At 62.8% G+C, this 13,383-nt stretch carries 12 protein-coding genes and 1 pseudogene; 3 read left to right on the top strand and 10 right to left on the bottom strand.

The annotated features are described in order from the left end of the window. Positions 1-63 precede the first annotated feature (63 nt). The 4 genes from RPMA_RS15045 to RPMA_RS15030 all read right to left on the bottom strand — a co-directional run bounded on the left by RPMA_RS15045 (position 64) and on the right by RPMA_RS15030 (position 4,450). Positions 64-1,041 (bottom strand): Bug family tripartite tricarboxylate transporter substrate binding protein, encoded by a 978-nt coding sequence (locus RPMA_RS15045; protein ID WP_211908199.1) that lies wholly within the window; start codon positions 1,039-1,041, stop codon positions 64-66. 189 nt (positions 1,042-1,230) lie between these two features. Beyond that, on the bottom strand, positions 1,231-2,205 hold the full coding sequence (locus tag RPMA_RS15040) for a Bug family tripartite tricarboxylate transporter substrate binding protein (RefSeq protein ID WP_211908197.1): 975 nt from the start codon (positions 2,203-2,205) through the stop codon (positions 1,231-1,233). A 50-nt stretch (positions 2,206-2,255) separates the two neighbouring features. Continuing rightward, positions 2,256-3,686 carry an FAD-binding oxidoreductase gene (locus RPMA_RS15035; protein WP_211908195.1) on the bottom strand — a complete coding sequence of 477 codons (1,431 nt, stop codon included), beginning with the start codon at positions 3,684-3,686 and terminating at the stop codon, positions 2,256-2,258. 14 nt (positions 3,687-3,700) lie between these two features. Continuing rightward, positions 3,701-4,450, bottom strand: coding sequence for a FadR/GntR family transcriptional regulator (locus tag RPMA_RS15030; protein ID WP_211908193.1), 750 nt, complete (start codon positions 4,448-4,450; stop codon positions 3,701-3,703). Between the two features lie 303 nt (positions 4,451-4,753). Between RPMA_RS15030 and RPMA_RS15025 the strand changes: the two genes are divergently transcribed. Then, positions 4,754-5,518 carry an SDR family NAD(P)-dependent oxidoreductase gene (locus tag RPMA_RS15025; RefSeq protein ID WP_211908191.1) on the top strand — a complete coding sequence of 255 codons (765 nt, stop codon included), beginning with the start codon at positions 4,754-4,756 and terminating at the stop codon, positions 5,516-5,518. A 131-nt stretch (positions 5,519-5,649) separates the two neighbouring features. Further along, entirely contained in the window at positions 5,650-6,549 is a 900-nt protein-coding gene (locus RPMA_RS15020) for a dihydrodipicolinate synthase family protein (protein WP_211908189.1), read from the top strand. On the opposite strand, the gene RPMA_RS15015 is transcribed toward RPMA_RS15020, so the two are convergent. Both RPMA_RS15015 and queC read right to left on the bottom strand, forming a co-directional pair. Further along, positions 6,550-7,308, bottom strand: a complete 759-nt coding sequence (locus RPMA_RS15015; protein WP_249225203.1) for a hypothetical protein — start codon at positions 7,306-7,308, stop codon at positions 6,550-6,552. Positions 7,309-7,469: 161 nt separating this feature from the next. After that, positions 7,470-8,176, bottom strand: a pseudogene (queC, locus tag RPMA_RS15010) (7-cyano-7-deazaguanine synthase QueC). Positions 8,177-8,327: 151 nt separating this feature from the next. On the opposite strand from queC, the gene mazG reads away from it, so the two are divergent. Next, complete coding sequence (mazG, locus tag RPMA_RS15005; protein WP_211908187.1) at positions 8,328-9,143, top strand: nucleoside triphosphate pyrophosphohydrolase; 816 nt, start codon at positions 8,328-8,330, stop codon at positions 9,141-9,143. A gap of 133 nt (positions 9,144-9,276) precedes the next feature. Here mazG and hflX read toward each other — a convergent pair whose 3' ends face one another. The 4 genes from hflX to ntrX all read right to left on the bottom strand — a co-directional run bounded on the left by hflX (position 9,277) and on the right by ntrX (position 13,373). Next, a complete protein-coding gene (gene hflX / locus RPMA_RS15000; RefSeq protein WP_211908185.1) occupies positions 9,277-10,656 on the bottom strand; it encodes a GTPase HflX in 1,380 nt (459 codons plus the stop codon). A 23-nt stretch (positions 10,657-10,679) separates the two neighbouring features. Further along, positions 10,680-10,922: an RNA chaperone Hfq gene (gene hfq, locus RPMA_RS14995; protein ID WP_211908183.1), complete on the bottom strand. Its 243-nt coding sequence runs from the start codon at positions 10,920-10,922 to the stop codon at positions 10,680-10,682. Positions 10,923-11,113: 191 nt separating this feature from the next. Next, positions 11,114-11,971, bottom strand: coding sequence for a D-amino-acid transaminase (locus tag RPMA_RS14990; RefSeq protein WP_211908180.1), 858 nt, complete (start codon positions 11,969-11,971; stop codon positions 11,114-11,116). A 31-nt stretch (positions 11,972-12,002) separates the two neighbouring features. Beyond that, positions 12,003-13,373, bottom strand: a complete 1,371-nt coding sequence (ntrX, locus tag RPMA_RS14985; RefSeq protein WP_211908178.1) for a nitrogen assimilation response regulator NtrX — start codon at positions 13,371-13,373, stop codon at positions 12,003-12,005. Between the last annotated feature and the right edge of the window lie 10 nt (positions 13,374-13,383).

Below are 13,383 nucleotides of genomic sequence, written 5' to 3'. Positions count from 1 at the left end.
GGCGACATGATGATGCTCTGATTCCCGGATTACGCTGCGCTTCATCCGGGCTACATCAGAGTTCTAGTTCATCGTGATATTTGCCTTCTCGATGACGCCTTTCCAGCGTGCCGTTTCGCTGGCGATGTATTTGCCGAAAGTCGGGCCATCCACGTCCATCGCGACAGCGCCGAGTTCGGAGATCTTCTTCTTCGTCTCAGGCTGCTGCATGAAGGCGCGGATCTCGGCCGAGAGCTTGTCGGTGATCGCCGTCGGCGTGCCCGTGGGCGCGATGAAGCCGTGCCAGGCGACGGCCTCGAAACCCGGCAGGAATTCGGCGACGGCCGGCAGGTTGGGATCGAACTCCGCACGCTTCGGCGTGGCTGTGGCGAGCATCGCCAGCTTGCCACCGGTGACATGCGGCAGCAGCAGCGGGACATTGTCGAAGGACAGGTCGATCTGGCCGCTGAGCAGGTCCGGCATCATCTGGCTCGAACCCTTATAGGGCACGTGAACCATCTTGGTGCCTGTCATCTGCTGGAATAGCTCACCCGCGAGATGTTGCGATGTCCCCGGCCCGGCCGAGCCGAATGTCACCTTGCCCGGATTGGCTTTGAGATAGGCGATGAGATCCGGCACGGTGCGCGCGGCGATCTTGGTCGGGTTCACCACGAGCACATTGGGGACCATGCTGACTTGGGCGATCGGCACCAGGTCCTTCTCGGGATTGTAGCTCAGCTTGGCGCCATAGATGGTCGGATTGATCGACATCGCGGACGTACTCGCCACGCCGATGGTGTAGCCGTCGGGCTGCGCCTTGGCGACGCGGGTGACGCCGATGATGCTGCCGGCGCCGCCGACATTTTCCACGACGATGGTGGCGCCCATCTTTTTCTGCAAATGCTCTGCCACCATACGGCCGAGAATGTCGGCGGTGCCGCCTGCGGAGAATGGGACGATGGTGGTGATGGCGCGGCTGGGATAATTCGCATCCTGCGCCGAGGCTGGCGTGAGCACGCCGAACGTGAGGCAGGCAGCCGTCAAGGTTGAGAGCAGTCTCATGGGTCGTTCCTCCAGTGGGTTGAATCGGCCCCGTTTGTGGGTGCTCGATTTGGGGTGACGCACCACGCCGGGAAGCGTGGTGCGTCATGTCGTAGCCCGGATGAAGCGAAGCGTAATCCGGGGACCGGCGAATTGCCGAAGCTCTGGTTCCCGGATTTCGCTGCGCTCCATCCGGGCTACATCAGAGCTTTAGTTCATCGTGACGTTGGCCTTCTCCATCACGGTCTTCCAGCGCGCGGTCTCGCTGGCGATGTATGTCGTGAATTCATCCTGCGGGATCGCCACGGCAGTGGCGCCGAGTTCGGACATCTTCTTCTTGGTCTCCGGCAGGCTCATGAATTCGCGCACCTCGGACGAGAGCTTGTCGACGATCGGCTTCGGCGTCGCGATCGGCGCGATGAAACCGTGCCAGGCAACGGCCTCGAAACCCGGCAGGAATTCGGCGACGGCCGGCACCTTCGGATCGAATTCGGCGCGCTTCGGCGTAGCGGTGGCGAGCATGACCAGCTTGCCGCCGGCGACATGCGGCAGCAGCAGCGGCACATTGTCGAAGGCGATGTCGATCTGGCCCGAGATCAGGTCGGTGACCATCTGGCTGGAGCCCTTGTAGGGCACGTGGATCATCTTGGTGCCGGTCATCTGCTGGAACAGCTCGCCCGCGAGATGCTGCGACGTGCCGGGGCCCGACGAGCCAAACGTCACCTTCTCCGGATTGGCCTTGATGTATTCGATCAGCTCCGGAACGGTGCGGGCCTTGATGCGGTCCGGGTTCACAACGAGAACGTTCGGGACCTGGCTGACCTGGGTGAAGGCAACGAGGTCCTTCGCCGGCTGGAACTGCAGCTTGCTGCCATAGAGTGACGGCGCGATCGCCAGCGGCGAGGTCGAGGCGAGACCGATCGTGTAGCCGTCCGGCTGTGCCTTGGCGACGCGGTTGACGCCGATATTGCCGCCGGCGCCGCCCATGTTTTCAACGACGACAGTGGCGCCGAGCTTCTTCTGCAGGTGCTCACCGACCATGCGGGCGATGATGTCCACGGTGCCACCCGCCGCGAACGGCACCACGATGGTGATCGGCTTGGTCGGGTATTTGGCGTCCTGTGCGTGGGCCTGCCCGGCACCGAGCGCGATGGCCGCAGCCATCAGGATGGATTTGATCTTCATGGGTATCCTCTTCTCGTATCGATTTTCGTTCAGCAGTCGAAGCTGCGGCGTCATTGTGCCGGCAGCACCTTTCCGGGGTTCATGATGTCGTTGGGGTCGAGCATCGCCTTGACGCTGCGCAAAAGCTTCAGCTCGACGGGATTGGCAACGCGGCCGAGGCGCTCGCGATTTGCGATGCCGATGCCGTGCTCGGCGCTAATACTGCCGCCGAGGGCTGCGGTTTCCTCATCGACGATGGTGTTGATGGCAAGAATCGTCTCGGCGATCTCGTTCTTCTGGTCCTGCTTGAAGCCGGGAATGATCGCGAGCACGTGGATATTGCCGTCGCCGATATGGCCGTGCATCACGATGCGCGCATCGGGCCTATATTCGGCGATGCGTTTCTCGACCTGCTTCACGAAAGTCGCCTGCTGCGACAGTGGCACCGCACTGTCATGCGAGATGACGTAGCCTGCAGCCTTGCTGCCTTCTGAGACGCTGTGGCGGATCTTCCAGAAGGTGGCCGCCTGGGTCTCGCTGGAAGCCACCAGCGCGTCCGCGATCAGCTCGCGCTCATAGGCATTGCCGAGCATGGTCTCCATGGCTTCGTTGAGATCGACGGACAGCAGCGTGTCGACCAGTTCGATCAGCACATACCAGGGCGTATCCAGCTCGAACGGGATGGTGACGAGCGGCAGGTTTTCGGCAATCACGTCGATCTGGCCGCGCGACATCACCTCGAAGGCGCCGAGGCGATCGCCGAGATCGGTACGCGCCTGGGCGAGCAGGTCGAGCACCGCATCGATGCTGTTCAGCTTGACGAAGGCTACTGCCCTCGCCCGCGGCTTTGGAAAGAGTTTCAGCACCGCGCCGGTGATGATGCCGAGCGTGCCTTCGGCGCCGATGAAAAGCTGCTTGGTGTCGAAGCTGGTCGAGTCCTTGCGCAGCGCCGTCATGCCGTCGAGGATTTCGCCATTGGGCATGACCACCTCTAAGCCCAGACAAAGCTCGCGCGTGGTGCCATAGCGCAGCACTGCGGTGCCGCCGGCATTGGTGGAGAGATTGCCGCCGATCTGGCAGGAGCCCTCGGCGCCGAGGCTGAGGGGAAACAGGCGGTCGATATCGTCTGCGGCCTTCTGGATATCGGCCAGGATGCAGCCGGCATCGACGGCGATAGAGTCGCCAAGCCGGCTGACGCTACGGATCTTGTTGAGACGATCGAGGCGCAGCACGATCATGTCGCGGTCGCCAAGCGGCGTGGCCGCGCCGCACATGCCTGTGTTGCCACCCTGCGGGACGATCGCGATACCCGCGGCCACGCAGGCCTTCACGACGGCGGACACTTCCTGCGTCGAACCGGGCTTCACCACGGCCAGTGCGCTGCCGTGATAGCGGCCGCGCCAGTCCACCACATAAGGCTCGAAATCGCCGCCGGGTCCGATGAGGTAGCTGTCGCCGACGATGCCGGTGAGCGTGGCCAAGAACGTTGCGTGGTCGGTCAAATCATTCTCCTCGTCTACCGGAACGAGAGATCGAGCAAACGGCCTTCAAACAGGCGGTCGCGCGAGGTCTCGAGATGGAGACGCATGGCCGTGCGCGCGGCCTCGGCGTCGCGGTCACGGATGGCTTCAAAAATGCTGCTGTGTTCCTCGAACACCGCTTCGAGACCGGGCTGCGGGCCCATCAGCGACTGGCCGTGCAGCTTCATGCCGACAGCGACATGATCCTTCAGTGCGTTCAGTGAGGTCGCGAAATAGTGGTTGTTGGTCGCCTCGGAGATCGCGAGATGGAACGCGTAGTCGGCGTCCTCGCGATGCTTGCGGTTCTTGGTCGCCTCGCGCAGCAGGCCGAGGGCGGCTTCCATCTGCACCAGATTGTCGTCGCTGCGGCGAAGTGCTGCGAAATGCGCGGCGTCGCTTTCCATGCTGATGCGAAATTCGAAGCAGCGCTGGATGTCGGCAATGGTCTCGACCCGCGCAAAACCGATCTGCGGCGCCTTGCCCCTCGCCTGCACAAAGCTGCCGGAGCCCTGACGCGAATAGATCAAACCATCTTCGCGCAGGCGCCCGAGCGCATCGCGCAACACTGGCCGCGAGACGTCGAAGATGGAAGCGAGTTCGTGTTCACCGGGCAGTTTCTGGTCAGCTGCGTATTCACCACTGGCGATGCGCTCGGCGAGCTCGCTATAGACCTTGTCGACCAGCGACGCGCCGGCGTTACGCGGGCGTGGCGCGTTAGGATGTTCGCTGGGATCGATCGGCTTCATAATCAAGTCGGGACCGCTGCTCACAGGACGGCGCGGAGGTTTCATTCGAAAACTCGATCGATCCGCTCGGCTCTCTGTTGGAAACATTTCCTCGCCAGGTTGCGGCGAACATGTCGAGGCGCGTCAAACTTGTCAACATGTCAAAATTGCGCGGATCGTCCGATGTCGCAGTTATCTATATGATTTTGAACAGAGAATTTTGTTGATTTGATCAGATACCGTATTGCGGTGCACAAAATCTGGCAACTTGTCAGGTTGCAAAATTCGTGGTCGAACGCTGGCAACATTCGAAAGGATTTTTGCGTGACCAACGGACTGAACGGCAAAGCCATTGTGATCATTGGCGCGAGCTCGGGCATCGGCGCTGCCGTGGCGAAGAAATTCGGCACCCTCGGTGCCAACCTGATCGTGCACTACAACGGCAATCCCGAAGGCGCGCAGGAAGTTGTTTCCAGCATCCAGGCCACCGGCGGCAAGGCCGAGCTGATCCGTGGCGACGTCTCGGAACGCGCGGAGGCCGCGCGCGTGATCGAGGAAGCCCATGCGAAGCTCGGGCGCATCGACGTGCTGATCAACAATGCCGGCGCCATGTTCGGCCGTACCGCAATCGCCAATGCGACCGACGAGCAGTATGACGATGTGATCGATCTCAATATCGGCTCGGTGTTCTTCGCCTGCCGCAAGGTCGCCAAGATCATGGAAGCGCAGCGCTCGGGCTCGATCATCAACACGACCTCGGTCGCAGCCCGCAACGGCGGCGGCGGCGGTGCGGGCCTCTATGGCTCGGCCAAGGGTTTTGTGAGCACCATCACCCGCGTGCTGGCGAAGGAGCTGGCGCCGTTCGGCGTGCGCGCCAATGCGGTGGCGCCGGGCGTGATCATGACGCCGTTCCACCAGCGCTACTCGAATGCGGAACAGCTCGAGGCCTCGCGCCAGACCATCCCGCTCGGCCGTATCGGCACCCCGGAAGAATGCGTCGGCGCATATCAGTTCCTCGCCGACGAAAGCATGAGCGGCTACATCACCGGCCAGGTGATCGAGGTCAATGGCGGCCAGATCATGCCGTAAGGCTCGCTCTTCGTAGCCCGGATGGAGCGCAGCGTAATCCGGGGACAGCAGATATAGTCGAAACGCCGGTCCCCGGATTGCGCTGCGCTCCATCCGGGCTACACATCCCAGCAACCCGAAAGACCCCGACGATGCCTTCCACCTTCCCCACCGGCGTGTTCTGCGCCGCGACCACGCCCTTCAATGCCGATCTCTCGGTAGATCAGGGGCTGTTCACCGCCCACTGTCAGCGCCTGCTGGATGATGGCTGCACGGGCATCGCCATGCTCGGCACCACCGGCGAAGCCAATTCGCTGTCGTCGGCCGAGCGCAAGTCGCTGCTCGAAGCCGTGGTGAAGTCGGGTATCGCGCCGACGAAGCTTCTGCCGGGCACCGGCGTGGCGTCGATCATGGAGACGATCGACCTCACCAAGCATGCCGTGGCCAATGGCGTCGAAGCCGTCGTGATGCTGCCGCCGTACTACTACAAGGGCGTGTCGGATGACGGCATCGTTGATGCATATACGGCGGTGATCGAGCGCGTGAACGATCCACGCCTGCGCGTGGTGCTCTATCACATCCCGCAGATGTCGGCGGTGCCGATCTCGCTGGACGTCATCGATCGCTTGCGCAAGCGCTTCCCGGAGATTGTGACGGGCATCAAGGATTCCTCCGGCGATTTCGCCAATATGAGCGCTATCGTCGAACGCTTTCCGGGCTTCTCGGTGCTGGTGGGCGCCGATCCCTTGATGATCAAGCTGTTGCCCATGGGCGGGGCGGGCTGCATCACTGCAACGTCGAACCTGGTCGGCGGCGATCTCGCCACGGTGTTCAATGGCTACAACGATCCGGCCAAGGCGGCAGAGGTCGCAGCCGCGCAGGAGCGTATCGTGGCCGGCCGCAACGCGGTGTCGAGCTATGCGCAACTGCCCTCGCTGAAGGTGCTGCTGGCCAAGCGCTACGGCAATGACGGCTGGATGCGCGTGCGTCCGCCGCTCACCGGTCTGGGCGCTGCGGAAGCGGAAGCCGTGCGGGCATCGTTCGCGGCGTAACTACAAATGCGGCTCGCGCTGGCGCGAGCCGCCTTCCGGCGGGAAGCGGATGGTCGTGCCGATGGTGATCCAATTGGAATCTTCGCCGGTGATATTCCGGCCATAGATCAGATCGACCGAAAAGGTCTCGTTCGGCCGATAGCGGATGCCGGTCTGCAGCCGCGGCTGCACCACGCTCGGCATGTCCGCCCGGCCTGCCTGCCCGTAAAGCTCGACCGTATATTGCAGCGTGTCGGTGAACTTCCAGTCGAAGCCGATGCCGTAAGTGAGATAGTGCCAGTCATTGACGCGGTCCCACAGCCAGCCGGCATTGAGATTGATGCGCATGGTCTCGGACAGGCGATAGGTCGCCGGAATCTCGGCGAACAGCGCCGTGTTCTGGCCGGTGACGGCGTCGAACGTCATGCTGCCGAGCACGGAGACGCCGAATTTGCCAATGCCCGTCGGCTCGAAATTGTACTTCGCCTTGGGGGCGATGGTGGTCGAATAGTCACCACCCGAGCGGCTGTAATTGGTGAGTGCGCTGAGCTCGACAGGCTTGCCGAGGTCAACCACGCAGGACGGATTGGCGACGGCTGCGAAATCGGTATTCGTCGCCATCGAATACCAGCTCTCGACCTTGCAGGAGCCGACTTCCGAAATGTCGGCGGCATCGACGGCATAGGCACCATTGGCGGCGGAGGCCGAGCGCGCCAGACAGCCCGCGGCGCTCGTCACCACGAGCGCGACCGCCAGCGTTTTGCCCCGGATTGTCCCCATGGCGAAAGCGTAGCTGAGTCGCCGCTTGTCGAGCGGTAGTTTCGCGGCGGATTGACGCGCGCGTAGCCCGGATGAAGCGTAGCGCAATCCGGGGACCGGCGTTCCAACTGGCTCAGCTGTCCCTGGATTTCGCTTCGCTCCATCCAGGCTACAGAACCGCGTTAAACCGCCGTCGCCTTGAACTCCCGCCAGCCCTTCGCGCGCAGCTCGCAGGCAGGACACTTGCCGCAGCCATAGCCCCAGTCGTGCAACGCGCCGCGCTCACCGAGATAGCAGGTGTGGGAGTGCTCGCGGATCAAACCCGTCAGCGCCTCGCCGCCAAGGTCATTCGCCAGCCCCCATGTCGCAGCCTTGTCGAGCCACATCAGCGGGGTGTGCAGCGTAAAGTCCTTGGCCATGCCGAGATTGAGTGCGCCGTTGAGCGCCTTGATGGTGTCGTCGCGGCAGTCGGGATAGCCGGAATAGTCAGTCTCGCACATGCCCCGACGATGTCGGTGATCCCGCGGCGGTAGGCCAGCGCGGCTGCAAAGGTCAGGAAGACGAGATTGCGGCCGGGCACGAAAGTATTGGGCAGGCCGTCGGCGCCCATCTCGATGGCGACGTCGCGGGTCAGCGCTGTGTCGGAGATCGCCGACAGGGTCGGGATGTCGAGCGTGTGGCTGTCGCCGATTTTTGTGGCCCAGACCGGGTTCATGGCCTTCATGCCGTCGATGAGCTTGGCGCGGCTGTCGAGCTCGACGGCGTGACGCTGGCCGTAAGCGAAGCCGAGGGTTTCGACGCGGGCAAAACGGTCGAGCGCCCAGGCGAGGCAGGTGGCGGAATCCTGGCCGCCGGAGAACAGGACGAGGGCTGTGGAGGTGTCGGTCATGGCCCTCTTGTAGCCCGGATGGAGCGAAGCGCAATCCGGGGACTGGCGTTTCCGCATGCCTGCCGGTCCCTGCATTCCGCTTCGCTGCATGCAGGCTACACATCGCGCCCTGCATACGGCATACCGGGATCGCAAGCCTCCGGAGCCAAGCATGACCCCTTCCCGCGATATCACCCGCCTGATCGAGATCATGGCCGCGCTGCGCACGCCGGTGACCGGTTGCCCGTGGGACCTGGAACAGGACTTTGCGAGCATTGCGTCCTATACGATCGAGGAGGCCTATGAGGTCGTGGACGCGATTGCGCGGAACGATCTCGACGATCTCTGCGAGGAGCTGGGCGACCTCCTGCTGCAGGTCGTGTTTCACGCGCAGATGGCGTCCGAGCAAGGCAGGTTCGATTTTGGCGACGTCGTGACCGCGATCACCAGAAAAATGGTCCGTCGGCATCCGCATGTGTTTGCCGATGCGGACGGGAATGTCACCTCGGGCCACGTGAAGGGCGTGTGGGATCGCATCAAGGCCGAGGAGAAGGCGGAACGCGCAGCGCGACGCGGCGAAAATCTTGCCGCCCCCGCCTCGCTACTGGCCAGCGTGAAGGCCAGCCAGCCGGCGCTGGCGCAGGCCCTGGCGCTACAAGCCAAGGCCTCCACGGTCGGCTTCGACTGGAACGATCCGCGCGCGGTGCTGGCAAAAATCCGCGAGGAAGCGGATGAGATCGAAGCGGCGTTGGAGCGTGGCGATCCCGACCACATCGCGGAGGAGACCGGCGACCTGATGTTCGCGCTGGTGAACCTCGCGCGGCATGTGAAGGCCGATCCGGAAATGGCGCTGCGCGGGACCAATGTGAAATTCGAGACGCGGTTTGCGTATATCGAGAAGGCACTGCGGGCCAAGGGGCGCACGCTGGAAGAGGCATCACTGGAAGAGATGGATGCGCTGTGGAACGAGGCGAAGTGGAAGCCGTAACGCTCCTCTCCTCATGGTGAGGAGCGCGCCCTTGCGCGCGTCTCGAACCATGAGATGGCCTGGCTCGGAGATTGCGGCCATCCTTCGAGACGCTGCTTCGCAGCTCCTCAGGATGAGGGATGGAGTTGGAGAGTTACTCCATCGCGCGCAGCACCGCGCCGAACTTGCTGATCACCACATCGCGCTTGGTCTCATCGACGCGCACGGTCATGTCGAAATGACCGTCATGCAGCTCCTTTGCCAGCACCTCGGCGTTGCGATGCAGCCAGCTGATGCCGGCGCCGTCTGATGCGTCGATGGAGAGATCGAGCGTGATGCGCGTGGCGGCGAGACGATCCTCAATGCTGGTCAGCAGCTCATTCACGCCCTCGCCGGTCACGGCTGAGACCATGAAGACCGGGCTTTCCGTCGGGCGCCGTGCAGCGATGTTTGCGAGGTTTTCGCGTTCCTCTTCCGAGAAGCGATCGATCTTGTTCCAGACTTCGAGAATGCGCGCGCCACCCTCGGTGTCGATGCCGAGCTGGCGCAGCACATTGTCGACGTCGCTCTGCTGCGCTTCGGCATCTTCGTGGCTGATGTCGCGCACATGCAGGATGATGTCGGCTTCCAGCACTTCTTCCAGCGTGGCGCGGAACGCCGCAACGAGCTGGGTCGGCAGGTTGGAGATGAAGCCGACGGTGTCGGACAGCATCGCCTTGCCGCCATGGGGCAGCGTCAGCGCGCGCAGCGTCGGATCAAGGGTCGCGAACAGCATGTCCTCGGCCTGCACATCGGCGCGCGTGAGCCGATTGAACAGCGTGGACTTGCCGGCATTGGTGTAGCCGACAAGTGCCACGACACGATACGGCACGCGCTGGCGGCCGGCGCGATGCAGCCGGCGTGTTGCCTGCACTTTCTTGAGATCGGCTTCCAATCGGCCGATGCGATCGCCGATCATGCGGCGGTCGGCTTCGATCTGGGTTTCGCCGGGGCCGCCCATGAAGCCGAAGCCGCCGCGCTGGCGCTCGAGATGGGTCCACGAGCGCACCAGACGGCTGCGCTGATAATTGAGATGCGCGAGTTCGACCTGCAGCGTGCCCTCTTTCGTTTTTGCACGGCGGCCGAAGATTTCCAGGATGAGGCCGGTACGGTCGAGGACCTTCGCCTTGAATTCCTTTTCCAGATTGCGCTGCTGGATCGGCGACAGCGCGCAGTCCATCACCACGATGCCGATCTCGTTCGCGGCGATGACGCCCGCGATCTCCTCGACCTTGCCCTTGCCGAGATAGGTGGCCGGACGGATCTGGCTCAACGGCGCGGCGATCGCCTCGACGACTTCGAGCTCGATGGCGCGTGCGAGTCCCACCGCTTCTTCGAGACGGGCTTCGGTGTCGCGAATATGGGCATATGCGCTGGCCTCGGCATCGCCGCGGCGTTCGCGCAGATAGGGGCCGACCACGAGAACGCGGCCGGTGGATGCGCTGCCGGCCGCGGGGCGGTCGGCAGCATTGCCTTCGAAGCTACGAAATTCCAATCAAGCGTCTCTCAGCTGTTCGCTCAGGCTTCTTCGCCGCCTTCGAACAACTGGATCGGCGCGCCCGGCATGATGGTCGAGATCGCATGCTTATACACCAGCTGCGAGTGGCCGTCGCGGCGGAGCAGAAGACAGAAATTGTCGAACCAGGTGACGATTCCCTGCAGCTTGACGCCGTTCACGAGGAAGATCGTCAGAGGTGTCTTGGTCTTGCGAACGTGGTTGAGGAAGGTGTCCTGTAGATTTTGAGCGCGGTCTGCCGCCATTTTTCTTAATCCCGAAGTCTGTTGTGTCTGTTTTGTTGCTTTTCTTGCGCCAAGCTCACCCTCTTAGGGGTGTCGCCTGACTGTCCCGCGCCCAAAGATCCCCTCGGGGCGCGAAACAGGGGGATTAGACGGCAGACGGCGTGTGAAGGCAAGCCGCCACACGGAAAACCTGCCTGGAAATGCGGCAAATCCTACGCGATGTCCGCAAATTTGTGAAATTCCTGCCGCAGGCGCAGCGCGGTCGGTCCTGGTTTACCGTTGCCGATCGGGTTTCCGTCGATCGAGATGACCGGCATGACAATCTGACTCGCGGAGGAGACGAAGGCCTCGGCAGCGTCAGCGGCCTCCTTCGGCGTAAAATTCCGTTCCTCGAGCTTGAGTTGCAACGACGCCAGCACCTCGACCAGGACGGCCCGGGTGATACCCGAGAGGATGCCACGCTCCGCGCTCTTGGTGATCACACGGCCGTCCTTGGTGATGATCCAGGCGTTGCACGATGCGCCTTCGGTGACGAAGCCCTTATCATCCACATACCAGGCCTCATAGGCGCCCTTGTCGCGGGCTTCCTGGCGGGCCAGCACGTTCGGCAGCAGGCCGACGCTCTTGATGTCCACGCGTGGCCAGCGGTTCTCGGCCGTGGTGATGACCTTCACGCCGCGTTCGGCCGCTGCCTGGTTCTTGGCGAAATTCAGCGACTTCGCGGTCACGACCACGCTCGGCTTCACATCGGGCGACGGGAATCCGTGGTCGCGATGGGCGACGCCGCGGGTGACCTGCAGATAGACGATGCCGTAGCTGATGCGGTTGCGGCGGACCACTTCCTGCATGATGACCTTCAGCGAGGTCAGCGCCATCGGCGTAGCGATGCGGAGCTCACGCAGCGAGCGTTCCAGCCGCGCCATGTGGCGCGGGAAATCGACCATCTTGCCGCCGACGATCTCGCAGACCTCATAGACGCCATCGGCGAACTGATAACCGCGATCCTCCACATTGACCGCGGCGTCGCTGAGGTTCTGGTAGAGGCCGTTGACATAGGCAATACGCGACATCGTCGATTTCCGTTGCGTGAGTGAGAGTGAGTTAGCCGACGCCCAGCGCCTTCAATTTACGATGCAGGGCCGACCGCTCCATGCCGACGAATTCGGCGGTGCGCGAGATGTTACCCGAGAAGCGGCTGATCTGCGCAATCAGATAATCGCGCTCGAACACTTCACGGGCCTCACGCAGCGGCAGGCCCATGATGTGCTCGCCATTGTTCGAAGTCGGCATCGACGGCACCATGGAGCCGACGTCCTGCGGCAGCATGTCGGCGGTGATGATCACCTCCGGCCCGCCACCGGCGAGGATCATGACGCGCTCGACGTTGTTGCGGAGCTGGCGGACATTGCCGGGCCAGACGTGGGACTGCAGCACCGCCATGGCGTCCTGCCCGATCTGGCGCTTGGGCAGACCGGTATTGGCCGAGATGTGCTCCATGAAATATTCGATCAGCTCGGGGATATCCTCGCGATGCTCGGACAGCGGCGGGACGCGAATGGGGACCACCGACAGACGGTGATACAGATCCTCGCGGAAGCGGCCTTCCGCGATTTCCTCTTCGAGATTGCGCGCGGTCGAGGAGATGATGCGGACATCGACGCTGACCTTGGTCGTGCCCCCCGCCCGCATGAAGGTCTGATCGACCAGCACGCGCAGGATCTTGTTCTGCGTCTCGCGCGGCAGATCGCCGATCTCGTCGATGAACAAGGTGCCGCCATGGGCTTCCTCGAGTGCACCGGCCTTGCGCTGCTGCTCGCCATTGGTCTGCTCGGTGCCGAACAGCTCCAACTCCATCCGCTCCGGCGTGATCGCTGCAGCGTTGATGACGACGAACGGGCCATTGGCGCGCGCGGACGCCGTGTGCAGCGTACGTGCGGCCAGTTCCTTGCCGGCACCGGACGGGCCGACGATTAGAATACGGCTATTGGCCTTGGCTGCGCGATCAATGGTCTGGCGCAGCTGGTTCATCGCTGCCGAGCGGCCGGTCAGTGCATTGGCGATCGGAGCCATCTGCTTGAGTTCGCGAACCTCGCGTTTGAGGCGCGAGGTTTCGAGCGCGCGGGTGGCCACCAGGATGAGGCGGTCAGCCTTGAACGGCTTCTCGATAAAGTCGTAAGCGCCGCGTTTGATGGCGGCAACGGCGGTCTCGATATTGCCGTGACCGGAAATCATCACCACGGGAAGGTCCGGATTGTCCTTCTTGACCTGCTCGAGCAACTGCAAACCATCGAGCTTGCTGCCCTGCAGCCAGATGTCGAGGAAAACAAGATTGGGACGCCGGTTCGAGATTTCATTGAGCGCGCTGTCGCTGTCGCGCGCCGTGCGCGTCGTAAATCCCTCGTCTTCCAGAATACCCGCGACAAGATCGCGAATATCGGCTTCGTCGTCGACGATCAGAATGTCATTTGCCATGGCTCAAAAA

The sequence above is a fragment of the Tardiphaga alba genome, assembly GCF_018279705.1.
Taxonomy (GTDB): Bacteria; Pseudomonadota; Alphaproteobacteria; order Rhizobiales; family Xanthobacteraceae; genus Tardiphaga; species Tardiphaga alba.
This window is presented reverse-complemented; position numbering and strand designations above follow the sequence as displayed.